We start from the raw sequence: 23367 nt of genomic DNA, 5'->3' as shown, positions 1-23367 counted from the left end.
GTCAAGTCCTCTGGCGGCTTGCCCTTAGACGCGGCAGCCGCTTGTTCCAAGGTCTTTGCGTTGTTGGCCTGTTCGCGTCATTTCGGGCTTTGACCTCGCTCGCCACCGGTGCTTAGGGGAGCGCGCAATCAAGCGGGATTGTATTCGACTTACGTGAGGGTGGCTTCGATGAGTGACATGACGAGCAATGGCGCGGCCAAGTATGGAGAGACGCGGATCGAAACGGATTCGCTGGGCGAAGTGGCGGTTCCGGCGGATGCCCATTGGGGCGCGCAGACCCAGCGCAGCATCGTCAATTTCCCCATCGGCGGCGAGAAAATGCCCCCCGCACTGGTGCGCGCGCTGGGCATTCAGAAGCTTTCCGCCGCGCGCGCCAACATCAAACTGGGCGTGCTGGATGCCAGGCTGGGCGAAGCCATCGTGCAGGCCGCGCGCGAAGTGATCGACGGGACGCTGGCAGATCAGTTCCCGCTGGTGGTGTGGCAGACGGGTTCCGGCACCCAGTCGAACATGAACGCCAACGAGGTGATCGCCAGCCGCGCCAACGAGATCCTGACCGGCCACAGGGGCGGCAAGGATCCGGTGCACCCCAATGATCACTGCAACATGGGGCAATCATCAAACGATACCTTCCCCACCGCGATGCACATCGCCGCTGCGCATGAGGCGATTGCCAACCTCATTCCGGCATTGGGGAAACTCCACGGCGCGCTGGACGACAAGGCCAGGGAATTTGCCGATATCGTCAAGATCGGCCGCACCCATTTGCAGGATGCCACCCCGATGACGCTGGGGCAGGAGTTTTCCGGTTACGCCAAGCAGATCGAATACGGCATTGCCCGCGTGCAGGCGACCTTGCCGCGCGTGCTGGAACTGGCGCAGGGCGGCACAGCGGTGGGCACCGGGATCAACGCCAAGGTCGGCTTTGCGGAGGAATTTGCGAGCCAGGTGGCCGCCGAGACCGGCCATGCCTTCGTCACCGCACCCAACAAGTTCGAGGCGCTCGCCGCGCATGATGCGATGGTGGAGATTTCCGGCGCGCTGAATGTGCTGGCCGTCAGCCTGATGAAGATCGCCAATGATATCCGCCTGCTTGGCTCTGGCCCTCGCAGCGGTCTTGGCGAACTCAGCCTGCCTGCTAATGAACCGGGTTCCTCGATCATGCCGGGCAAGGTCAATCCGACCCAGTGCGAGGCGATGACGATGGTCTGCGCGCAGGTGATCGGCAATCACATGACGGTGACGGTCGCGGGCACGCATGGGCACCTGGAGCTGAACGTGTTCAAGCCGGTAATGATCTACAACGTGTTGCAGTCAATCAAGCTGATTGGCGATGCCAGCCACGCCTTCACCGATAATTGCGTGGTCGGGATCGAAGCCAACGAGGATCGGATCAACCAGTTGCTCAATGAAAGCCTGATGCTGGTGACCGCGCTCAATCCCCATATCGGCTATGACAATGCGGCAAAGATCGCCAAGAAAGCCCATGCCGAGGGTACCACGCTGAAGGCCGCGGCGCTGGAACTGGGCCTGCTGACCGAAGAACAGTTCGCCCAGTGGGTGGTGCCGGCCGACATGATCAAGCCCAGAGCATAGGATTGCACCTGAACGAAGCGGGGCGCCCTGATCGGGGGCGCCCCATTCGACCAAGGCCCGATGCTGACCGACGACAAACGCCCATGCCGGTGGCGTTGGCGCGGCGGCGCGGTTATCGGTGGGTTCCATAATGGCGACCAAACCACCGAGCGAAGCGGCCCCTGCCGCCCCCCCCGTGACCGTACCTTTCCGCATGGTGCTGGTCTCGATGCTGGTGCTGTGGACGACCTATTTCGCGCTCATCACAGTGCGCAGCCTGGTGATGGATTTCGGGCTCCAATTCGAAATGGGCTGGCGACGCTTCGCGGTGACGGGGGTGGGGGTGGCCTTCACCATGCTGCTGTGGCTGCTGCTGCGCCTGTTCGATCGCAAGCCATTATGGCTCAAGATTTCCGCGGCGATCATACTGGCCCTGCCAGTTGCGCTGGGGATCGGGCAGGTCAACCAGTGGGTGTTCGAGGATATCCAGCTGGCCCAGGAAAGGGCCTATGCCGCGAAGTACAATCTCAACCTGCGCCGCGACGAAGCCGGCAACCTGCTGGTCGATGTGCCGGTGCGGCGGATCAGCCCGGCTGCACCGGGTGTCAGCGGGGCGACAGCGCAAGAGGAAGTGATTGGTTCGGAAAGCGTGCTGATTGCCCCGGCGGTAACCTATGCCGATTTCTGGCGCAGGCTGCTCCATGTGGCGCTGGGGCGTTACTTCCTGCTGCTGGCCTGGGCTTCGACCTATTTTGCCCTGCTCGCCGGGGTACAGGCACGCGCGGCTGAGCGGCGCGAACAGCAGTTCCGCTCTGCCGCCAAGGCCGCTGAATTGCGCTCCTTGCGTTATCAGGTGAACCCGCATTTTCTGTTCAACACCTTGAATTCACTGTCCGCGCTGGTGATGACAGGCAAGGCTGACCGGGCCGAGAAGATGATCCAGACGATGAGCCGGTTTTACCGCCACAGCCTCGCCAATGAACCGACCGCCGACGTGTCGCTCAAGGACGAATTCGACCTTCAGCGTCTCTATCTCGATATCGAGGCGGTGCGTTTTCCCAAGCGGCTGGCGTCCGTGTTCGATCTGCCCGAAGACCTTGAGAATGCGCGCGTGCCGGGCATGATTCTCCAGCCGCTGGTCGAAAACTCGGTCAAATATGCGATTTCTGCCGTGGCGCGCACGGTCACGGTGACGGTCGCCGCGCGCGAGGAGTTTGATCGGCTGTTGATCACCGTCAGCGATGATGGCCCCGGTGTGCCGCAGGGTGCGGGCCACGGGTTCGGCATCGGGCTGGCCAATGTCCGCGATCGGCTGGAGGCGCGCTTTGGCCCCGATATCGGCTTTACCTCGGCGCCGGTTCCGGGCGGCTACCGCACCGAAATCCGTATCCCTTTGACCCGCTTTGCGACCCGCCATGACTGATGCCGACATCGAACAGACCGCGCTCAGAACCCTGATTGTCGACGACGAACCGCTGGCGGTCGAACGCGTGCAGGTGATCTGCGCCGAAATCCCCGGCGTGCGGGTGATCGGCACGGCCAGCGACGGCGCGGCGGCGCTGCGGCTGGCGGAAAAGCTGGAACCCGATCTGGTGCTGCTCGACATGACCATGCCCGAGCTTGACGGGCTGGGCGTGGCGCGCAAGCTGGCCGAGCAGGAACAGGCCCCGGTGGTGATCTTCGTCACCGCGCATGATCATTTCGCGGTCGAGGCGTTCGATTGCGAGGCGGTCGACTACGTGCTCAAGCCGGTTGCCGCCGACCGGCTCGAACGTGCGATCGAGCGTGCCGTTGCCCGCCGTGGGCAGCGCCGCCAGAAATCGAGCCGTCATCTCGACGAATTATGGGTGCCGCACCGTTCGGAACTGCTGCGCATTGCGGTCAGCGAAGTGCACCAGATCGATGCCGAGCGCGATTATGTGCGCCTGCATGTCGGTGGCGAGGATGCGCCGCGGTCCTACCTGCTATTACAGACCATCGCCGGGCTGGAAGCGCGGCTTGATCCTGAACAGTTCATTCGCATCCATCGCTCCACCATCCTGCGGCGCGACAATATCCGCGGGCTGCGGCACGACGGGCTTGGCGTATGGTCGGTGGAATTGCAGAATGGCGAGGCGCTGCGGATCGGGCGCACCTATCTTGCACGGGTCAAGGCGATGGCAGGTCGTTAGCTGGCGGTTGCGCCATTGCAGGTGGCTGCCCAAAAAACGGCCCGAACCCCAGGGACTGTGAGGGTTAGGGCCGTATCGACTGCACCGCGGGGTCATACCAATACTCGATGAGGTTGACTCATCGAGCATTGGTTAAGCCCGTTCGGCGTTTGAGCATTCCCAGCGCGTGATGCGTCAGCATCTTGGCGCGCTGGTATTAGAGGTGCAGGATCAGTGCGCGGTTCAGCCGCCGCGCCGCCGGTCTTCGATCAAAGCGGTCATCTGTTCGCGGGCCTGGGTGCGGGCCTTGGCAAGGCAGGCGCGCGCCTGCTGGCTGATGATGCGGGTGCCGGTGTTGGGGTGGTTGGCGCGGCACACGGTGCGTGCGGCCTGTTCGATCTTGCGTTCCAAAAGCTTCTGGCCGGCTGTGGTCGAAAGATCGAGCCCATCAACGCTGACGTCGACGGACATCGGCTGGGTATCGGCGGCGAAGGCAGGATTGGCGGTGCACGCGAGGCCAAGCGCGGCGGCGATTGCAAAGGTCTTTGTCGGGGTCTTCATCGGTCATCCTCCAGTGACAGATGGCCTGTGATCGTGCGGGGGTGCCGATCCGGGGGTTGCAAGGCGACCTGTCGACACAAGCAATAGGCTGGTTCCGACCACCGATCAGCCACAGGTCGATCAACCGGCGGCCACTGCTCGACCGGCGCGGGGCGGCGCGGACGGATGCCGTGCCGGTGCCGACAAATGGCGGTTTCCAATCGACCGGCGCATCGCCATAGTGACAAAGATGGGATGGCCGACAATCGTGATCTTTGTGCTCGGGGTGGGCAATTTCGCGCTCAATCGGGCGGTGTTCGAAAGCGGCCACCCGCTGCTGGCGCGGCTGCCGCACCGGAGCCGTGTGCTCGGCCATCGCGCCGCGCTGGTGACCGAATTCGCCGTGCTGTTCTTTGCGCTGCTGCTGGCGGAAAAGGGGTGGCCCGGGTTCGTCTGGGCCTATGGCGCCTACACCGGCTTCAACACGCTGGCCGCATGGCTCATCCTCAACCGGAAGGTCTGATTCTGCGATGACCACCCGCCTGTTCCATATCAGCGATGTGCATTTCGGGGTCGAGGACCGCGCCGCGCTCGATGCCGTGGCGCGCGCCGTGGCAGAAGAGCGTCCCGACGCAGTGATCTGCACCGGCGATCTGACCCAGCGCGCCAAGCATTCCGAATATGCCCGCGCGGCCGAATGGTTCGCCTCACTGGGCGTGCCGGTGGTGCTGGAGCCGGGCAATCACGACATGCCCTATTACAACCCGTGGGAGCGTTTCACCGATCCCTTCCGCCGCTACAACCGGCTGCGGAAGACGGTGGGGAGCGAACTTGCCTCGCCCGATGTGGTGCTGGTGCCATTGCGCACCACCGTGCGGATCCAGCGCCGCATTCCATGGTCTGACGGGGTGATCAAGCGCGCCGCGATCGAGGAGACGCTGGCGCGGCTTGCGACGCTCGAAGGCGATCCGCGCACCATCCTCGTCACCGCGCATCACCCCCTGCTCGGCCCGCGTGATGATGGCAAGAACCCGACCATCGGCGGTGATGAAGCCTTCGCCCGGATTGCGGCTGCGGGCGCGCATGCGATCCTGTCAGGCCATGTCCATGTGCCCTTCGACGAGGTTCGCTCCCGCGCCGGGCATAGTGCGCGAATGATCGGGGCGGGCACGCTTTCGACCCGGCTGCGCCACGGCGCACCGGCCTCGTGGCGGGTCATCACCTGCGCGCCGGGCGGGGTGATCGACAGCGAGTTGCGGCTGGTCGCTGCGCCCTTGCCTGCGTAACCTGACGGGGCTCTGGCTTAACCCTTTCGCGAATATCGGTGTTAAGACCTTATTGGCCAAACCTGTCCCGCAACCGGGGCCAGCCGCAGCATGGCGGCACACCGGCTTTGCGAGTTTTCAGACGATGTTTCCCTGTCGCAATTCCGGCGGAGATACGAAGATGGACATGTTGAAAGCCCTGATGCTCGGCGCGATCCTCTCGGCGACGATCGGGCTGGTGATCGGATCGCAGGGCACCAGTGCCGGGCCGCTGGCGATCCACCTCATCACCCTTGCCGATGCCAGGTTCTACTGGTCGTGGCCGGTTTTCCTGTCGGGCAGCAGTCTTGCCTGGGGGTTGTTGCTGCTGCAACGCTGAACCACGCCCCGGCCCGATACGAAAAGGGCGGCCCCCTTTGCAGGAGCCGCCCTTTTCTGATGCCCGCCTGATGACAGGCCGGATTTTTAACGCTTCGAGAACTGGAAGCTGCGGCGGGCCTTGGCCTTGCCGTACTTCTTGCGCTCGACCACGCGGCTGTCGCGGGTGAGGAAGCCGGCGGCCTTGACGGTGGAGCGCAGCGCCGGCTCGTACTTGGTCAGCGCCTGAGCGATGCCGTGCTTGACCGCACCGGCCTGACCCGAAAGCCCGCCGCCGGTCACCGTGGCGACGACATCATACTGCCCGCTGCGATCAGTGATGCCGAAGGGCTGGTTGATGATCAGCCGCAGGGTCGGACGCGCGAAATAGGTTTCCTGGTCCTTGCCGTTGATGGTGATCTTGCCGGTGCCGGGCTTGACCCACACACGGGCGACCGCATCCTTGCGGCGGCCGGTGGCATAGGCGCGGCCCTGCTTGTCCAGTTCCTGCTCGCGCAGCGGCATGGCAACGCGGGCGATTTCGGCAGCATCACCCTGCGGGGCATCGCCGGCAATGTCCTTGAGATCGGCAAGATCGGACACGGTGGTGGTTTCGCCAGTGTTCTCGCCAGTATTTTCCGTGGTCATTATGCGGTGACCTTGTTCTTGCGGTTCATGGAAGCGACGTCGAGCGTTGCGGGCTTCTGCCCGTCATGCGGATGCTCGGTGCCGACATAGAGGTGCAGCGCCTTCATCTGCGCACGGCCCAGCGGGCCGCGCGGAATCATGCGTTCCACGGCCTTTTCCAGCACGCGCTCAGGGAACTTGCCGCCCAGCACCTTGGCCGGGGTGGTTTCCTTGATGCCGCCGGGGTGGCCGGTGTGCTTGTAATAGACCTTGCCGCCCATCTTGTTGCCGGTGAAGCGCACCTTCTCGACATTGATGATGATGACGTGATCGCCGCAGTCAACGTGCGGGGTGTAGCTCGGCTTGTGCTTGCCGCGCAGGATGTTGGCGACAATCGCGGCGAGCCGCCCGACGACGAGGCCATCGGCATCGATGATGTGCCAGTTCTTCTCGACCTCGGCCGGTTTGATCGACCGGGTCTGCTTGCTGAGCGCCTTCATGGCTGTGTATCCTTGGTTCGAAACTGTTTCTCTGGAATTGTCCGGAGAATCGCCCATCCGGCTAACTGGCTGGTGGGCAAGTGGCGGCGCAAATGTCGCTTCACCCCGTGAAAGTCAAGCAAAACCGGGGGTCACGCGAGAGGTAAAATAATACCGTAAGGCGTTGCGCTGCGAAATCCCGTCAGGTTTTCGGCCCCGTAAGGGCGAGCCATGCCAGTGTCGCCGGGTGGGCGGCATCGCAGCGCCAGCCGATAATCGCGGGGGTATCATACGGATGCAGCGTCCCCAGCCGCGCGATCAGGGGATCGAGCCGCGCCGCCGTGGTCTTGAACAGCACGGCGGCCTCGGCCGCGCTGTCGCGTTCGCCCTGCCACAGGAACACCGATTCCACCTCCCCGATGATGTTGGCGCAGGCAATCAGGCCTTCATCAAGCAGGTGTCCGGCGATGGCGCGGGCGGTTTCGCGATCGGGGAAGGGGCACCACACCAGCGCCGCGCTGTCCCTTTTGCCGGGCATCAGGCCGCCCTTGCGCCCCGCCGCGCGATCCCGTCGCTGTGCATGGCCCGCACGGTCGCCGCCACCGTCAGCGCGCCGACCAGCTGATGCGCGGCGGCGATCCACAGCGAGACTTCGCTCATCACCGTCGCAATGCCGAGCAGCACCATGATTCCAAACGCGGTGTGGACCGCCACCGACGCGAACCGATCGGTCTTGCGCACCCGCCGCGCCAGCCACACCAGCGCCGCAACGGCCACCCACGCCCACCAGCGGTGCAGGAATTGCAGCAGGAACGGATCATGGGTGAGCGTCCACAGCACGCCGCCTGACCAGTCCACAGACGGCACCAGCCGCCCGTTCATCAGCGGCCAGTCATAGGCAGCATGGCCCGCATTCAGCCCTGCCACCCACGCGCCAAGCAGCAGCTGGACGAACAGCACGCCTGCTACCAGCGCTGCGCCCAGGGTGAGCGGCGCAGGCCGGGCCCCAGGATCGCGCGCAACCAGCCGCATGTCGCGCGCCGTCCACACCAGCCCTGCGAGCAGCGCCAGCGCGGTCAGCAGGTGGAGCGACAGGCGGAAATGGCTGACATCGGTCATGTCCCCGACCAGCCCCGATTGCACCATCAGCCACCCGAACAGGCCTTGCAGCCCGCCAAGCGCCAGCAGGCCAAGCAGTCGCCCCTTGTAGCCCGCCGGTATCGCCCCGCGCAGCCAGAACCAGGCCAGCGGCAGGGCATAGGCAAGGCCGACCGTGCGCGCGATCAGCCGGTGGACCCACTCCCAGAAGAAGATGAATTTGAAATCTGCCAGCGTCATGCCGCCCAGCGCCGCTTCGAGCCGGTATTCGGGGGTGTCTTGATACTTGGCGAATTCGGCCTGCCAGGCGGCTTCGCTCAGCGGCGGGAGAATCCCGCTGACGACGTTCCATTCGGTGATCGACAGCCCGCTTTCGGTCAGCCGCGTGATCCCGCCGACCAGCACGATCATCACCACCATCGCGGCGGTCAGCTCCAGCCATCGCGCCAGTGCGAGCGGACGCACGCGGCCACGCGCTTGCGGCACGAACAGGTTCGATACGGAGGCAGAGGTCGCCATGACGGCGCTCCACATGTGTCGGACCGCGCGCCAGTGCAAGCCCCTTCGACGCAAGCTTGCATGCGAGCGGCGCAATCATCGCCGTGCATGAGCCTTGCAGAATGTGACAACATCACATATCTGGGCCCCGTTATGTCGAGCCGTCCTATCCCTGCCGCGAGTCGGATATCGCTGCGCCGCCGGCTCGACCATGTCGGGATCGGATTGGCCGGACTATGCGCATTGCACTGCATTGCAACGCTGGTGGTGGTTTCGACTCTGGGGCTTGGCGGGCATTTCCTGCTGGAAGAAAACATCCACCGAATCGGCCTCGCTCTGGCGCTGGTGGTGGCGGCGGTGGCAATTGGCTGGGGGCTGTGGCGGCATCGCCGCGCGCTGCCCTTTGCCGTGGCGCTGGCCGGGCTGGGCTTCATGGCATCGGCGCTGATAGTGCCGCACGGCACCAACGAATTGCTGCTGACGCTGGTGGGTGTGACGCTGGTTTCGGTTGCGCACGTGCTCAACCTGCGCGCTGCGCGCTGAGCACACGCGTCAAACTGGTGGTTGCACCGAGGCCCTGAGCGCTTATGTCTCGCGCCATGACCAGCCCCAAAACCATCACGCTGAACGGCGATTCCCGCCGCACCAATGCTGCCACCATCGCCGATCTGGTGCGCGAACTCGACCTCGTGCCAGAGAAAGTCGCGGTGGAACGCAATGGCGAGATCGTGCCCCGTTCGACGCTGGGCGAGGTGCCACTGGCCGATGGCGACAAACTGGAAATCGTGCATTTTGTCGGCGGTGGAGACCATGGGAGCGATCATGCGGCGGACACCTGGACCGTCGCCGGGCGCACCTTCACCTCGCGGCTGATCGTCGGCACGGGCAAGTATAAAAGCTTCGAACAGAACGCCGCTGCGGTTGCGGCTTCGGGCGCGGAAATCGTCACTGTCGCGGTGCGGCGCGTGAATGTCAGCGATCCCAAGGCCCCGATGCTGACCGACTTCATCGACCCCAAAAAGATCACATACCTGCCCAACACCGCCGGGTGCTTTACCGGTGAGGACGCCGTGCGCACGCTGCGGCTGGCGCGTGAGGCGGGGGGCTGGGATCTGGTCAAGCTGGAAGTGCTGGGCGAAGCGCGCACGCTCTATCCCGACATGCGCGAAACGCTGAAGGCGACCGAAGTGCTGGCCAAGGAAGGCTTCCTGCCGATGGTCTACTGCGCCGATGATCCGATTGCGGCCAAGCAGCTGGAAGATGCAGGCGCGGTGGCGATCATGCCGCTGGGCGCGCCGATCGGTTCCGGCCTCGGCATCCAGAACCGGGTGATGATCCGCTTGATTGTCGAAGGTGCGAAGGTGCCGGTGCTGGTCGATGCAGGCGTTGGCACCGCGTCCGACGCGGCGGTCGGCATGGAACTGGGCTGCGACGGCATTCTGATGAACACTGCCATCGCCGAAGCCAAAGATCCGATCCGCATGGCCGGCGCGATGAAACTCGCGGTCGAGGCCGGGCGCGAAGCCTATCTCGCGGGCCGCATGGCACGGCGGATGTATGCCGATCCCAGCAGTCCGTTGGCGGGATTGATTTAAAAAGGCACCAGCGTGTCGCGCTGAAACGGCTGCGCAGCAGCCGCAAGCGCGACCGCGCGCCCGCAGCGACGCGACCTTCAGGTCGCATGAGCGAGGATTTCGCAGCCCGGATGGGCTGCGGACACAAAGACTCCCCCCCTTCTCCTACCTAACCCTTAATTAACCACGCTCTGCGACAGTTCTCCTTGTCCGAAGGAGACACCGCAATGATGATGCCGATTGCCGAGATGCGCGAATTTGCCGGGTTCGCACCCGCTGAGCAGCGTTATATCAAGCGCAGCCTCGATATCGGCCTCGCCCGCACCGATGCCTTCCGCCGCTGGGGCCGCAGCGAGGCGGAAAATACCGCAATCCGCCGCCAATATGTCGCCTATCAGGACCTGAAGGCCCTGCGCGGCCTGATCCCGATGGAGGGCACCGCCAACGAGGTCGAACGCTTTCTCGGCAAGCTGGTGCGGATCGCCGCCTTTGATCTCGAACAGGAACGGCTGGCAAGCTTTTCGGCCTTCCGGTTTCTGTATGAACGCCTGCTCGGCGCGCGCGTGCGGCCCTATCTGCCTGCCGCCTTCTGCGCCGCCAGCGCGCTCCCCGCAATCCGTCCGGAACGTCGCAAGGTGCTGTTGCAGTCCTTGAGCGAAGCCGCCGCCACCGCACCCGGCTGGTCCGAGCGCGAGCCGGGATTCTACCCCGAATATGTCGACGATTTCGAGGCGGCGTAGGCACGGTCCGAAGGCGGCGGCCTGAGCCCGAAAACCCAGGCCGCCCTTTCATTCGTCAAAAGGCGGCGGTGCCGCCGATCAGAATGACGTTGGTCGTTGCATCGCGATCAGACCACGTGCTCCCGTCAGGGAAGTTGCCGCCGGATAGGAAGTTGAGGGGCGCGAACCCGTCGACATGGATGAATTCGGCGAAGAGGTTGAAATTGGTCGCCGGGAACCAGGAGAAGCCTGCGACCGCCTGGTTCTGGCGCTCCCACGGCGAATCCTCGGCTCCGGCGATGAATTTCGAGAATTCACCCGAAATTGCGAAGGCGCGTTCCTGCTGCACAGCCATTTCGGAGCCGAAGGAATAGCGACCTCCGACCGTGAAGGCCTTGGCCTTCACAGCCGGGAAGATGTTCAGTGGATTGGTAGGGATCGGCACATTCGATCCGGGCCATGCCTTGGTCGTCTGCGCATATTCGCCGATCATCTGGATCGGACCCAGATCGAGGCGCCCGTAGGCCGCTATACCCGGGTTATTGTCCTGGCACGGGTTGAAGTGGAAGACGGGATAACCCTGGCAATAGCTGGTCGCGTGCTGGTAGCTGCCCCCAACCATCAGTCCGTCGCCGATATCGCCGAACGGAATCGTGTAGCGCGCATCCACGGCGAAGTTGTTCAGCCGCGAAGGCACGTTGGTGCCTTCGACAGGTGCGTTGGCCGAACGGAACTGGGCGCCGCCCTGCACCGCCATCGCGCGGACATCGAGGCCGCCCTGATGGAAGCCGAGCTGCGCACCATATGCCAGCGGCGAGAATGCGTGCCAATTGGTCGAGTTGGTGAAGGGGTTGACGGTATCGTTGAGGCCGAACGGCACGTCCATCTTGCCCACCAGCGCGTAGACCGGCGATTTGTCGAGGTTGCCCCACATCAGCCAGCCGCGACGCAGCGAGATATTGTTCCTCGCCAGCCCGGTGATGGTTCCGGCCGCGAAATTTTGCTGCGGATCATAGAGCAGCTCCGCATAGGCTGTGAGATCGTTGGTCACTCGCGCGGTCACGGCCAGATTGGCGCTGTGCAGCAGGGCTTCCGAGACAACATCGCCGATCTGGTTGGCGCTGGTCGGATTGCGCATCAGGTAGCCGAACTTGCTGTCGCGGTTCGACCACTGGAAGTTGGCGATTGCCGTAACCTGACCCGAAAGGGTCGCGCGGCCACTCAGCTCCCCATTTTGCAGCGCTTCGAGCTGTACGAGGGGCTTCGAATTGACGTCCACCGCCTGGTCGAGCACGCGGAAGGCGTAGGTCGGGCTGATTCCGATCGTGTCGCGGAATGCCCGTCCCGAGCCCGCCGATGCGGCATCGGCGGCTGCGGTCTGGTGTGACGAAGCCTGAGCAGTAGGTGCCGGTTCCGCAGCAGCCGTTTCACGCAGATCGACCAGTTCTTCCTTAAGCGTACGGTTTTCATCTTCCAGCGCCTCGAATTTGCGTTCAAGTGCCTCCAGCCGCTGAAGCAGTGCTGCATCCTGGGCAGCCGCCGGTGTTGCGAAAGCTGCACATGCAACGCCCGCAAGCAGCGCATTTCGCGCCAAAAAATCAATATTCAAAGAAATTCCCCCATAAAGACCGCTGCAACTCGACGAGCCGGGTTGGCCTAGCGGAGCTCCGTCACGCATCCGATCAGGAATGAATAGCGCGCTGGCGCGCGTCCCTGTGGACAACTTTGCCGGTCAGCCCCGATACAGCCCGTCGATTTGCCCCTGATACCGTTCGCGGATCTTGTGGCGGCGGATCTTCATCGAGGGCGTCATTTCCTCGTTCTCGATGCTGAACGCCTCGTCCGCGAAGGCGAACTGGCGCACCTTTTCGATCACCGACAGATCGGCATTGGTGCGGTCGACCGCCGCGCGCACCGCGTTCTTGAAGGCAGGCAGTTCCTGCAAGGCGGCCAGATCGAATTTCTCGCCATTGGCACGCGCCCATTCCAGCGCCCATTCGGCATCGGGCACGATCAGGCCGACGACATAGGGCCGCTTGTCCCCGCTCACCATCGCCTGCGCGATTTCGGGCTGCAGCGTCAGCATGCCTTCGACCTTCTGGGGGGCGATATTGTCGCCCTTGTCGTTGACGATCATGTCCTTCTTGCGATCGGTGATGACGATCCGGCCCTTGTGATCCAGATGCCCGATATCGCCGGTGTGGAGCCACGGCTTGCCCGCCGGTTCAGCCGGATCGGCCTGCAGCGTGCGCGCGGTTTCGGCATCGTTGCGCCAATAGCCGTGCATCACCAGTTCGCCGCGCACCAGAATCTCGCCATCATCCGCGATTTTCACCTCGACCCCGCGCAGCGGCGGGCCGACGGTGTCCATCCTCAGGCCAACCTTGGGGCGGTTGCAGCTGATCACCGGCCCGGCTTCGGTCTGGCCATAACCCTGAAGCATGGTCAGCCCCATCGCGTCGAAGAAATTGCCGACTTCGGGATTGAGCGGCGCGCCGCCCGAAACCATCGCCTTGATCCGCCCGCCGAACTTGTCGCGGATCTTGGGGCGCAGGGTCTTTTCGACGAGGAAATCGAGCGGCTTGTCGCGCAGGCGTTTCTTGCCATCGCTGGTGTGCTCGGAAATCCTGAGCGCGCTATCCATCATGAAATTGGCGACTTTGCCCTGCTTTTCGATCTGTTTCATGATGCGGGTGCGCAGCACTTCGAACAGGCGCGGCACCACCACCATGATGGTGGGGCGGGTTTCCTCGATGTTGGAGGCAAGCTTTTCCAGCCCCTCGGAATAGAATATTTCCGCACCCACCCCGATCGGCAGATATTGCCCGCCGGAATGTTCATAGGCGTGGGAGAGCGGCAGGAACGACAGGAAGCGCTCGTCCCGGATGCCGAAATCCTCGATCAGCACTTCGGCTGCGCCCGCGATATTGCACAGAATCGCACCATGGTGCTGCATCACGCCGCGCGGCGCGCCGCCGGTGCCGCTGGTGTAGATCAGGCACGCGGTTTCCGACCGTTCGATGCGGGCTATACGCGCATCGACCGCGGTCCGCGCGGCGGCGGCATCGCCGGTGATCAGCGCAGCCCAATCGTGATATTCGAAGCTGCCCGATTGCTGGCGCTTGAGGTTTTCGATCCCGATCACGTGTTCGACCATCCCGGTCTGCCCGATCGCGCCAACCACGGGCGCGAGCAGTTTCTCGGTCGAGACGAACACCGCCCGCGCGCCCGAATTGTCGAGTATGTGGGCATGATCGCGGCGGGTGTTGGTGGTGTAGGTCGGCACGGTAATGCACCCGGCGGCCATGATCGCGAGATCGGCGATGCACCATTCCGGGCGGTTTTCGGCAATCAGCGCGACCCTGTCACCATCAGCCAGACCCATGCGGCGCAAGGCTTCGGCCAGCAGGCAGACCTGATCGGCGGTCTCGCGCCAGCTTTGCGTCACCCATTGGCCGTCGGCCTTATGTCCAAGGAAAGGCGCGTCGCCCTTTTCGTCGGCGCGCTTCAGGAACAGTTCGACAAGGTTCCGCGCGCCGTCGATATCCTGCAGCAGCGGATGATCCGCAGGGTTCACGACCGTGCGGGCGGAATGCGGCAAGGTGGGGGAATGCACTGGCAAAGGCTCCTGATCCCTTCGAGCATGTTGCCGGGGCTCTCGCGCGGCCCCGTGTCGAAGCAGATTAGAACGTCATCACCCTAGCGGCAAGCCGGGAGCATCACTCGTAATCGAGCTTGCCCTTGAGCCGGGGATCGACCGCCACTTCCCAGCCGCCATCGGGCAACCGCCGCAGGGCGTTGGCCTTCAAAGGCGGGGCGGCGGGACGGATGTTGGCATGGCCGAGCGCCTTGAGACCATCTTCGAGGCCATCGGGCGCCGTGCCCGGCTCGACAATCACTGTCTCACCGAACGCCATGACGAAAGGCATTCCCAGCGCGGCCTCGGCGCTCATGCCGAAATCCACCACGCCGATGATCGCGCGGGCGACCTGCACCGGGATCGTCGGCCCGCCCGCCGCACCGATCACCAGCACCACCTTGCCGGTCGCATCATAGACGATGGTTGGCGCCATTGATGATCGCGGGCGCTTGCCGCCCTCGACCCGGTTGGCGACCGGCTTTCCGTCTTCCTCGGGGGTCAGGGTGAAATCGGTGAGTTCGTTGTTGAGGTAGAACCCGCCGAAGAACAGTCCCGATCCGAACGCGCCTTCGACGGTGGACGTGTAGCTGACAGCATTGCCGATGGCATCGGCTACGGAGAAGTGGGTGGTGCCGTTTTCCGGCTCCTGCTGACCGACAGCCCGGGCCAGCGGCGCACCGGGCGGCACGCCGGCTTCGGCTTTCGCCAGAGCGCTGTCGGGCGCAATCAGCGCGGCACGCCCGGCAATATAGGCTTGATCGACCAGCCCTTCGACCGGCACGGCGACGAAATCGGCATCGGCCAGATAAAGCTCGCGGTCGGCATAGGCGAGGCGCTGGCTTTCGACGAACAGGTGCCAGAATTGCGGGCTGTCCGGGCCAAGCGCGGCCAGATCGAAGCCTTGAAGCTGGCCGAGTATCTGCGCCACCGCGACCCCGCCGGACGATGGCGGCCCCATGCCGCACACCCGGTACACCCGGTAGCGCGCGCAGACCGGCGCACGTTCCTTTGCGATATAGGCGCGCACGTCGGTTTCGGTCATCGCGCCATCCTGCGGCGTTTCGCGCGCGACCCAGCGGGCGAGACTGCCGGCGTTGCGATCATACATTGCCTGCGGTCCGGCTGCGGCCAGATCGGCGAGAGTTTCGGCCAGATCGGGATTGCGCAGGGTCGTGCCGATCGGCAGCGGCTCGCCATCGGAGCCGAAATGCACCCGCCGCGCCTCGACATCGCGGTCGGCCCGGCCCTTGTTGGCGGCAAGCGATTCGTGCAGCCGCCGGTTCATGGTGAACCCGTCGCGGGCGAGCGCGATGGCGGGCTGGAACAGATCGGCCCAGGGCAGCTTGCCGAACTGCGCATGAGCCTTGGCCGCGAGCGCGATATTGCCCGGCACCCCGACGCTGAGGCCGGAGAAGACGCGGGTTTCGCGCGGCAGGAGCTTGCCCTGTTCGTCAAGGAAGCGAGTCGGCGTGGCGGCGGCAGGGGCGGTTTCGCGCCCGTCGATGGTCACAAGTGCGTCGCGCTCTCCATCGGCCCGCACCATGAACCCGCCGCCGCCTATCCCCGAACTTTGCGGTTCGACCACGGTCAGCGCCAGCATCACCGCGATCGCCGCGTCGGTGGCGGAGCCTCCCTGTGCCAGAATCGCCTCACCCGCCGCCGTGGCGCGCGGATCGGCGCTGCTGACCGCGCCCTTTGCGACCGTAGCGGTTGCGAGCGGCGCGGAGGCTGCGGTTTGGGGGGGAAGGGTGGCGGCGCAGCCCGCAAGGGCGAGCGCCAGCGGGGCGAACAGGGGGGCAAGAAAACGCATCGCCAGCCTCGCTATTCGCTTCCCACCGCTTCGGCAATGCTGGTGAAGCCATCGCGCCGCATCAGCGTCTCCAGCCCGCGCGCGATCCGTGCGCCGAGGCCGGGGCCTTCATAGACCATGGCCGAATAGAGCTGGACGAGGCTTGCCCCTGCGCGGATGCGTTCCCACGCATCTTCGGCGCTGGCGATCCCGCCCACGCCCACCAGAGGGATCGCGCCGCCAGTGGCCTTGCGGAAATCGCGCAGGCGTTCCAGCGCAAGGTCGCGCAGCGGCGCACCCGATAGCCCGCCGGTCTCGCCTGCATGGTGAGAACGCAAGGCGGGCCGCGAAATGGTAGTGTTGGAAACCACCAGCGCGCCCAGCCGCTTGTCGAGCGCGATCCGGGCGATGGCGTCGATGTCCGCCGGTTCGAGATCGGGCGCGACCTTGAGGAAGATCGGCGGCGGCGATTCGCCCTTTGCTTCTGACACCGCTTCGTCGCGCGCGGCGATCACGGCGTCGATCAGGGCACCAAGGGCGGCTTCATCCTGCAGGGCGCGCAGCCCCGGAGTGTTGGGCGAAGACACGTTCACGCAGAGATAGCTCGAATATGGAGCCATCTTTCGCGCCATCACCGCATAGTCGGCGATGCGATCATCCGAATCCTTGTTGGCACCGATATTGACCCCGACGATCCCTCCTTTTGGCCCCGGCCTGTCGGCGCGCGCGCGCAGCCGTTCGAGCGCCGCTTCGGCCCCGGCATTGTTGAACCCCATGCGGTTGATCACGGCCTGATCCTCGACCAGCCGGAACAGGCGCGGGCGCGGGTTGCCGGCCTGCGGCAGCGGAGTGATCGAGCCGACCTCGGTGAAGCCGAAGCCCAGCCCCAGCAGCGCGTCGGGCACCTCGGCATCCTTGTCGAAGCCTGCGGCGACGCCCACCGGATTGGGGAAGGAAAGGCCCGCCACCTCGGTCGCCAGCGCGCGCGGCACAGGCATCGGGCCGCGCAACGGCAGGGCCTTCAACCCCCGGATCGCGAGGCGGTGACCGGTTTCGGAATCGAGCGCGAACAAGGCGGGCTTGAGCAGGCGGAACAGCATGGGAAGCGCCTATGGCAGGCAGGCGGCGCTGTCGAGCGGGCAAGTGGCGCAAGGGGGCTGTGCGCAAGCCCCATAAGCCGGATGGAATCACCCGGCGATCCGAAAAACGCGGCAATTCAGAAATATGGAGTTGTTGATCCGATGCAATGGGATCGGCAACCGCTCTGGCCGCCGCCTACCCTGTTCTGGGGATACGGCTTGTCGCTTGCATACAATCCAGCAATCGATTCGCTCTTTATAGGCTGGCCCGCGACCCGAAGGGCTCGGAGCAGCAATGCAAAGAGTTCCTCAACTCAGATGGGCGGTGCTCCCCAGTGGAGCGCCGCCCTTTTTTTGTGAGGAAACAACCGGCTTGTCGGGTATATGGACGGATATGGATGCCACCGCCGAGGTTCCGATCCCGCCACATGATGCAGCGCTGACCCCCTCAGCGCTGATCACGATCGATTACATCGACCCGCCCGAGGCGATCGCGCCGTTCGTCACCACGCTGTACCATTTCCGTTGCGACGAGCCTGTGATCCGCGACATCCAGCCAGCGGCGATCGGCCAGATCTGCCTGTTCCCGCACGGCACGGGGGAAATCCGCTTTGCCAACGGCCATTGCGATCCCAATCACCCGGTCGGCCTGCTGACCCCGCTGTCGCGCGCGACACCGATCGTGGTCGATGGCCCATTCCATGCGTTTGGCGCGGCGCTGACTCCGCTCGGCTGGGCGGCGCTGACCGGGCTGCATGCCGGCCAGCATCGCGACCGGTTGCTGCCCGCGGCATCAGTGCTGGGCGCAGAATTCGGCGCGCTTGGGGAATCGCTGCTGGGGGCCTATCGCAACGGTGCCATGAGCGGCCCGGCCTGTGCCGGGGCGGTCGGGGATTTCATTGGCCACAACCTGCGGCCGGTAAACCCGCGGCACCTCGACCTGATCATCGCGGTGGGTGGCTGGCTCGGGGCATCCTTCAACCCGGACATCGGCGATCTGGCCGGGGTCGCGGGCTATTCCGCGCGGCAGGTGCAGCGGCTGGTTGAGCGTTATTTCGGCCTGCCCCCGCGGGCGCTGGCGCGCAAATATCGCGCCTTGCGGGCCGCCGCGCTGCTGTCCGGCCCGCACCTCGCACCCGAAGACGAGGCCGCAATTGCCGAGGCGTTCTTCGATCAGTCACACATGATCCGCGAGATCACCCATTTCGTCGGGCGCAGTCCGGCGCGGCTCAGCGATACCGCGACCCCCTATCTTGCCGAACTGATCGATTCGCGGAACCTGCGCGAACTGCGCAACTGAACAGCACACCGACACGGCGGTTGTCAGAGTGGGCCGGGCGCGGCTAGACCGGCCCGAACGCGTGTCGCATCCGCGTCGATATCAAGGAACACTCATGACACTTATCCGCCTTCTGGCCGCCCCTGTTTCTGCCTTGGCGCTGTGTGCGGCGCTCCCCGCGCCGCTCGCCGCACAGGAAGTGCAGGCCGATCCGGTCGCCGCGCTGGCTGAACTGCCCGCCGAAGCCGGAATCGATGAACTCTTCGCTGCCTATGACGCTGCGAGCCTTGCAATGTCGCCCCAGGGCAAGGCCTATCGCGGCATCCGCGATGCGGATTACGGCAAGTGGGACGATCGTTCCGACGCGGCGGCGGATCGCGAATATGCGCTGCTGCAGCAGACGCTGGCGACAATGCAGGCGCGCTTCGACCCGGCGGAGCTGGCGCCGCAGCAGGCGCTGTCCTACCGCCTGTTCGAAGCGCTGGCTGCGCGCCGCGAAAGCCTGCGCCGTTTTCGCGATTACGGCTACATCTTCGACCAGATGAACGGCGCGCAGAGCCGAATGCCCGCCTTCCTGATCAATATCCACCGGGTCAGCAGCGAAGGCGATGCGCTCGCCTATGTCGAACGGATCGCAGGGATGGGGCCGGTGCTCGACGCCTTGACAGCGCAGTCGCGTGAGCGGGCGGAAAAGGGCGCGATGCCGCCCCGCTGGGTCTATCCCTATGTGATCTCGGATATCCGCAACCTGCTCGATGCGGGTGATGGCAATGCAGTTCTGGCCGATCTTGCGAGCAAGGTCGAAAGGCTCGATCTTGCAGCCGATACAAAGGCGGGCATCAATGGCGGCGCGCGCGATGAGTGGTGGGACAAGGTCGTCCCCGCCTACCAGCGCCTGCTCGCCGAAATGGAGCGCCAGCAGCAGGTCGCCCCGACCGACGACGGCGTGTGGCGCCTGCCCGAAGGGGCCGCCTATTACGGCGCGCTGCTCGCCAATTACACCACCACCGATCTGACTGCTGACGAGATCCACGCCATCGGCCTTAGCGAAACCGATCGCATCCACGGCGAAATGCGCGCGATCATGGCCAAGGTCGGATTTGAAGGCACCCTTCAGGACTTCTTCGCCTACACCCGCGACGATCCGCGCTTCTTCCACACCACCCGCGAGGATTACCTCGCCGAGGCCGAGGCGCATCTTGCGGCAATGACCGAAAGGCTGCCCGAATTCTTCACCACGTTGCCCAAGGATCCGCTGGTGATCAAGCCAGTCGAGGCGTTCCGTGAGAAGAGCGCGGGCAAGGCCTTTTACCAGAGTCCTGCCCCTGATGGCTCGCGCCCGGGCACCTATTACGTCAACCTCTACAACCTCAGGGACATGAGCCGGAACGAGCTGGAGGCGCTGGCCTATCACGAAGGCCTGCCGGGGCATCACCTGCAACGCTCGATCCAGACCGGGCTAGGCGATCTGCCCGCGTTCCGCCGGTTCGGCGGGGTGACCGCCTATTCCGAAGGCTGGGGCCTCTATAGCGAGGAGCTGGGCAAGGACATGGGCTTCTACACCGATCCTTTTTCGGATTTCGGGCGGCTCGGCATGGAGCTGTGGCGCGCAGGGCGGCTGGTGGTCGACACCGGCATCCACGACAAGCGCTGGAGCCGTGAGGAAGCGATCGCGTGGCTCGCGGAAAATACCCCCAACCCGCTCGGCGATATCGAAAAGGCGATTGAACGCTACATCGTCTATCCGGGGCAGGCGACCGCTTACATGATCGGCAAGCTGAAGATCATGGAGCTGCGTGAACGCGCGCGCGCCGAGCTGGGCGACGGATTCGACATCCGCGATTTCCACCATGTCATTCTCACCAGTGGGCCGGTGCCGCTGTCGATTCTCGAGGAGAATGTCGAGCAGTGGGTCGCAGAGGCCCGCACGTCCTGAACGTGCGGGGCGCGCGGCGCGCCTTTGCGGTTGTAATCCGAGCGGATCGGTCCTAATTGGAAATCAGACTGATTCCGTCCGAATTGAGAACCGCTCGCAATGCGCCTGTCCAACCTTGCCGATTATGCCGTCATCACAATGTGCCAGGCCGCCACCCACTGCGGTGATGGGCGGGTGAGTGCAGCGGAACTGGCGGCGGAAACGGGCCTTCCGGTGCCGACCGTGCAGAAGCTGGTGTCGAAGCTGACGGGCGCGGGCCTGCTGCGTTCCGTTCGCGGCGCGCATGGCGGGTTGCAATTGGGCCGCCCGGCGGCAGCGATCACGGTCGCCGATATTGTCGAGGCGATCGAAGGGCCCATCGCGCTCACCGCCTGCGTCGATCACGTCGCCTGCGATTTCGAGGCCGGGTGCAACATGCGCGCGCATTGGCCGATCATCAATGTCGCGCTGCGCGGCGCGCTGGCGGGGATTTCCCTGGCCCAGTTGCGCAATCCGCCAGCGGCGCGTCCGCTCCCCCTTATCGAGGAAATTCAGGCATGACCGATCTGCAAACCCGCCCGGAAACCCCTGAAACAGATGTTGAGGCGCGCGAAGCTGCGGCGAAAGTCGCCGATTATGAGCACGGCTGGTCTTCGGACATCGAAACCGAATTCGCCGAAAAAGGCCTGACTGAAGACACGGTGCGGTTCATTTCAGCGAAGAAGAACGAGCCCGAATGGATGCTCGAATGGCGATTGAAGGCCTTCCGCCTGTGGCAGACCATGGAGGAGCCCGACTGGGCCAAGGTCGGCTATCCCAAGATCGACTATCAGGACGCCTATTACTACGCCGCGCCCAAGAAGAAGATCGAACTCGATTCGCTCGACGACCTCGATCCCGAGATCAAGCGGATCTACGACAAGCTTGGCATCCCCTTGGGCGAGCAGGAAGTGCTGGCCGGGGTGAAGGGCGCGAAGAAGGTCGCGGTGGACGCCGTGTTCGATTCGGTCAGCGTCGCCACCAGCTTCCGCGAGGAACTGCTGCGCGCGGGCGTGATCTTCCTCTCGATCTCCGAAGCGATCCGCGAATATCCCGATCTCGTTCGCAAATGGCTCGGCAAAGTCGTGCCGGTGCGCGACAATTACTTTGCGGCGCTGAACTGCGCGGTCTTCTCCGACGGCACCTTCGTCTACGTCCCCGAAGGCGTGCGCTGCCCGATGGAACTCAGTACCTATTTCCGCATCAATGCCGAAAACACCGGCCAGTTCGAACGCACCCTGATCATCGCCGAAAAGGGCGCTTACGTCAGCTACCTCGAAGGCTGCACCGCCCCGATGCGCGATGAAAACCAGCTCCACGCCGCGGTGGTCGAACTGGTCGCGATGGATGATGCCGAGATCAAGTATTCCACGGTGCAGAACTGGTATCCCGGCAACGCCGAAGGCAAGGGCGGGATCTATAACTTCGTCACCAAGCGCGCGCTGTGCCAGGGTGACCGTTCCAAGGTCTCGTGGACGCAGGTCGAAACCGGCTCGGCGGTGACGTGGAAATATCCTTCGTGCGTCCTCAACGGCGAGGATAGCGTGGGCGAGTTCTACTCGGTCGCGGTCACCAACAATTACCAGCAGGCCGACACCGGCACCAAGATGATCCACAACGGCAAGAACAGCCGTTCGACGATCATCTCCAAGGGCATTTCGGCGGGCAAATCGTCGAACACCTATCGCGGCCTCGTCCGCGTCGGGCCGACGGCCAGCGGTGTGCGCAACTTCACGCAGTGCGACAGCCTGCTGCTCGGCGATCAATGCGGCGCGCACACCGTGCCCTATATCGAGGTGAAGAACCCCACCGCGCAAATCGAGCACGAGGCGACCACCTCCAAGATCAGCGACGAACAGCTGTTCTACGCAATGCAGCGCGGGCTTGGCGAAGAGGAAGCCGTGGCGCTGATCGTCAACGGCTTTGCCAAGGACGTGCTGAAAGAGCTGCCGATGGAATTCGCGGTCGAAGCGCAGAAGCTGCTGGCGATTTCGCTGGAAGGTTCGGTTGGATGACCGCCGCCCCCACCACAACCGTCACCCCGGCGCAGGCCGGGGCCCAGAGCGGCAACGTGCAGTGCCCGGCGTCACTGGGTCCCGGCCTGCACCGGGATGACGAGAGTAAAGCAACCAAATGACCACCCGTAAAACCCTCGCCCTCAACCCCGAGGCTGCCACCGCCGAAGCCCCCGCGCTCAAGAAGAAGGGCCGCGGGTGGGAGATTTCGGACAAGCGGCTCGACGCGCTGCACGAACAGGCGCGTGAGATGCGGCGGCATTCGACCGAGGCGCACAAGGCGCTGGCCGAGAAGTTCGCTGGCGCCGATCTCGGCCGCTACACCTTTAAGCGCTTCGCCGTGGTCGGCAGCGCGATTGTCGATTTCAACTGCCACAACCTCGGCCTCGCGCTGGCGATTGACGAGGAGGGGCAGAACGACACCCTCGCCAAGCGGCGCGACAAGAGCCTCGAAAGCGTCGGCATCCGGGTGATGCGGATCGCGGCCAAGGACATTCTCGAGGATATCGACGCCGTGCTCCAGCGCCTTACTTTGGTGATGCGCGAACGCCTCGCCGAACGCAAAGCCGCCGCCCGCGCGCACAAGGCGGCCAACCCGAACCAGAGCTACGACCGCCCCAAGACCGGCGCCAAGCCACGTGGGGAACGCAAGGCATGAACTGCGCCGCTTCCGTTTTCCCGGGCTTGACCCGGGACCCCGCTTTCTTCCCTCCCGCGCCGAAAAAGGCA

Annotated in this window: 23 protein-coding genes; 14 read left to right on the top strand and 9 right to left on the bottom strand. The window is 64.5% G+C overall.

Annotation, left to right across the window (positions count from 1 at the left end; genetic code table 11):
* The first annotated feature begins 177 nt into the window (after positions 1 to 177).
* The 3 genes from fumC (at position 178) to BUA05_RS11770 (ending at position 3746) form a co-directional block, all read left to right on the top strand.
* Positions 178 to 1596, top strand: coding sequence for a class II fumarate hydratase (gene fumC / locus BUA05_RS11780; protein WP_072675280.1), 1419 nt, complete (start codon positions 178 to 180; stop codon positions 1594 to 1596).
* Positions 1597 to 1726: 130 nt separating this feature from the next.
* Positions 1727 to 2998: a sensor histidine kinase gene (locus tag BUA05_RS11775; RefSeq protein WP_086616570.1), complete on the top strand. Its 1272-nt coding sequence runs from the start codon at positions 1727 to 1729 to the stop codon at positions 2996 to 2998.
* On the top strand, positions 2991 to 3746 hold the full coding sequence (locus BUA05_RS11770) for a LytR/AlgR family response regulator transcription factor (RefSeq protein WP_072675210.1): 756 nt from the start codon (positions 2991 to 2993) through the stop codon (positions 3744 to 3746). Before BUA05_RS11775 ends, BUA05_RS11770 begins: the two co-directional genes overlap by 8 nt.
* Positions 3747 to 3968: 222 nt before the next feature.
* On the opposite strand, the gene BUA05_RS11765 is transcribed toward BUA05_RS11770, so the two are convergent.
* On the bottom strand, positions 3969 to 4286 hold the full coding sequence (locus tag BUA05_RS11765) for a UrcA family protein (RefSeq protein ID WP_072675209.1): 318 nt from the start codon (positions 4284 to 4286) through the stop codon (positions 3969 to 3971).
* A 229-nt stretch (positions 4287 to 4515) separates the two neighbouring features.
* Here BUA05_RS11765 and BUA05_RS11760 point away from each other — a divergent pair, with 229 nt between their 5' ends.
* From BUA05_RS11760 to BUA05_RS11750, 3 genes are all read left to right on the top strand, one after another.
* A complete protein-coding gene (locus BUA05_RS11760) occupies positions 4516 to 4788 on the top strand; it encodes a hypothetical protein (RefSeq protein WP_072675208.1) in 273 nt (90 codons plus the stop codon).
* Positions 4789 to 4795: 7 nt separating this feature from the next.
* Entirely contained in the window at positions 4796 to 5551 is a 756-nt protein-coding gene (locus BUA05_RS11755) for a metallophosphoesterase family protein (protein ID WP_072675207.1), read from the top strand.
* Positions 5552 to 5711: 160 nt separating this feature from the next.
* Positions 5712 to 5909: a hypothetical protein gene (locus BUA05_RS11750; protein ID WP_072675206.1), complete on the top strand. Its 198-nt coding sequence runs from the start codon at positions 5712 to 5714 to the stop codon at positions 5907 to 5909.
* An 86-nt stretch (positions 5910 to 5995) separates the two neighbouring features.
* Here the strand turns inward: BUA05_RS11750 and rpsI are convergent, their stop codons facing one another.
* The 4 genes from rpsI to BUA05_RS11730 form a co-directional block, all read right to left on the bottom strand.
* The gene (gene rpsI, locus BUA05_RS11745) at positions 5996 to 6535 is read right to left on the bottom strand and encodes a 30S ribosomal protein S9 (protein ID WP_072675205.1); all 540 of its coding nucleotides are present in this window, start codon (positions 6533 to 6535) and stop codon (positions 5996 to 5998) included.
* A complete protein-coding gene (gene rplM / locus BUA05_RS11740) occupies positions 6535 to 7014 on the bottom strand; it encodes a 50S ribosomal protein L13 (protein WP_072675204.1) in 480 nt (159 codons plus the stop codon). Before rplM ends, rpsI begins: the two co-directional genes overlap by 1 nt.
* A 181-nt stretch (positions 7015 to 7195) precedes the next feature.
* Positions 7196 to 7531: a divalent-cation tolerance protein CutA gene (cutA, locus tag BUA05_RS11735; RefSeq protein ID WP_072675203.1), complete on the bottom strand. Its 336-nt coding sequence runs from the start codon at positions 7529 to 7531 to the stop codon at positions 7196 to 7198.
* Complete coding sequence (locus tag BUA05_RS11730; RefSeq protein ID WP_072675279.1) at positions 7531 to 8610, bottom strand: COX15/CtaA family protein; 1080 nt, start codon at positions 8608 to 8610, stop codon at positions 7531 to 7533. The genes cutA and BUA05_RS11730 overlap by 1 nt, the downstream gene beginning before the upstream one ends.
* A gap of 132 nt (positions 8611 to 8742) precedes the next feature.
* Between BUA05_RS11730 and BUA05_RS11725 the strand changes: the two genes are divergently transcribed.
* From BUA05_RS11725 to BUA05_RS11715, 3 genes are all read left to right on the top strand, one after another.
* On the top strand, positions 8743 to 9132 hold the full coding sequence (locus tag BUA05_RS11725) for a MerC domain-containing protein (RefSeq protein WP_072675278.1): 390 nt from the start codon (positions 8743 to 8745) through the stop codon (positions 9130 to 9132).
* 56 nt (positions 9133 to 9188) lie between these two features.
* Positions 9189 to 10184: a sulfur carrier protein ThiS gene (thiS, locus tag BUA05_RS11720; protein WP_072675202.1), complete on the top strand. Its 996-nt coding sequence runs from the start codon at positions 9189 to 9191 to the stop codon at positions 10182 to 10184.
* Between the two features lie 206 nt (positions 10185 to 10390).
* The gene (locus tag BUA05_RS11715; protein ID WP_072675201.1) at positions 10391 to 10903 is read left to right on the top strand and encodes a hypothetical protein; all 513 of its coding nucleotides are present in this window, start codon (positions 10391 to 10393) and stop codon (positions 10901 to 10903) included.
* Positions 10904 to 10958: 55 nt separating this feature from the next.
* Here the strand turns inward: BUA05_RS11715 and BUA05_RS11710 are convergent, their stop codons facing one another.
* From BUA05_RS11710 to BUA05_RS11695, 4 genes are all read right to left on the bottom strand, one after another.
* On the bottom strand, positions 10959 to 12491 hold the full coding sequence (locus BUA05_RS11710) for a hypothetical protein (protein ID WP_245790183.1): 1533 nt from the start codon (positions 12489 to 12491) through the stop codon (positions 10959 to 10961).
* A gap of 123 nt (positions 12492 to 12614) precedes the next feature.
* Positions 12615 to 14438 (bottom strand): AMP-dependent synthetase/ligase, encoded by a 1824-nt coding sequence (locus tag BUA05_RS11705; RefSeq protein ID WP_072675276.1) that lies wholly within the window; start codon positions 14436 to 14438, stop codon positions 12615 to 12617.
* 163 nt (positions 14439 to 14601) lie between these two features.
* On the bottom strand, positions 14602 to 16332 hold the full coding sequence (gene ggt / locus BUA05_RS11700; RefSeq protein WP_072675200.1) for a gamma-glutamyltransferase: 1731 nt from the start codon (positions 16330 to 16332) through the stop codon (positions 14602 to 14604).
* Positions 16333 to 16343: 11 nt separating this feature from the next.
* Positions 16344 to 17411 carry a quinone-dependent dihydroorotate dehydrogenase gene (locus tag BUA05_RS11695; protein WP_072675199.1) on the bottom strand — a complete coding sequence of 356 codons (1068 nt, stop codon included), beginning with the start codon at positions 17409 to 17411 and terminating at the stop codon, positions 16344 to 16346.
* 352 nt (positions 17412 to 17763) lie between these two features.
* Here BUA05_RS11695 and BUA05_RS11690 point away from each other — a divergent pair, with 352 nt between their 5' ends.
* The 5 genes from BUA05_RS11690 to BUA05_RS11670 all read left to right on the top strand — a co-directional run bounded on the left by BUA05_RS11690 (position 17764) and on the right by BUA05_RS11670 (position 23296).
* On the top strand, positions 17764 to 18690 hold the full coding sequence (locus tag BUA05_RS11690) for a helix-turn-helix domain-containing protein (protein ID WP_178139181.1): 927 nt from the start codon (positions 17764 to 17766) through the stop codon (positions 18688 to 18690).
* Between the two features lie 94 nt (positions 18691 to 18784).
* Positions 18785 to 20605: a DUF885 domain-containing protein gene (locus tag BUA05_RS11685; protein WP_072675197.1), complete on the top strand. Its 1821-nt coding sequence runs from the start codon at positions 18785 to 18787 to the stop codon at positions 20603 to 20605.
* Positions 20606 to 20704: 99 nt separating this feature from the next.
* Positions 20705 to 21145: an SUF system Fe-S cluster assembly regulator gene (locus BUA05_RS11680; RefSeq protein ID WP_072675196.1), complete on the top strand. Its 441-nt coding sequence runs from the start codon at positions 20705 to 20707 to the stop codon at positions 21143 to 21145.
* Positions 21142 to 22638 carry a Fe-S cluster assembly protein SufB gene (sufB, locus tag BUA05_RS11675; protein WP_072675195.1) on the top strand — a complete coding sequence of 499 codons (1497 nt, stop codon included), beginning with the start codon at positions 21142 to 21144 and terminating at the stop codon, positions 22636 to 22638. Before BUA05_RS11680 ends, sufB begins: the two co-directional genes overlap by 4 nt.
* Before the next feature lie 118 nt (positions 22639 to 22756).
* The gene (locus BUA05_RS11670; protein WP_072675194.1) at positions 22757 to 23296 is read left to right on the top strand and encodes an endonuclease domain-containing protein; all 540 of its coding nucleotides are present in this window, start codon (positions 22757 to 22759) and stop codon (positions 23294 to 23296) included.
* Positions 23297 to 23367 lie beyond the last annotated feature (71 nt).

The sequence above is a fragment of the Erythrobacter sanguineus genome, assembly GCF_900143235.1.
GTDB classification, from domain to species: domain Bacteria; phylum Pseudomonadota; class Alphaproteobacteria; order Sphingomonadales; family Sphingomonadaceae; genus Erythrobacter; species Erythrobacter sanguineus.
The sequence above is the reverse complement of the archived record's forward strand: the minus strand, read 5'-3'. Positions and strand labels throughout refer to the sequence as shown.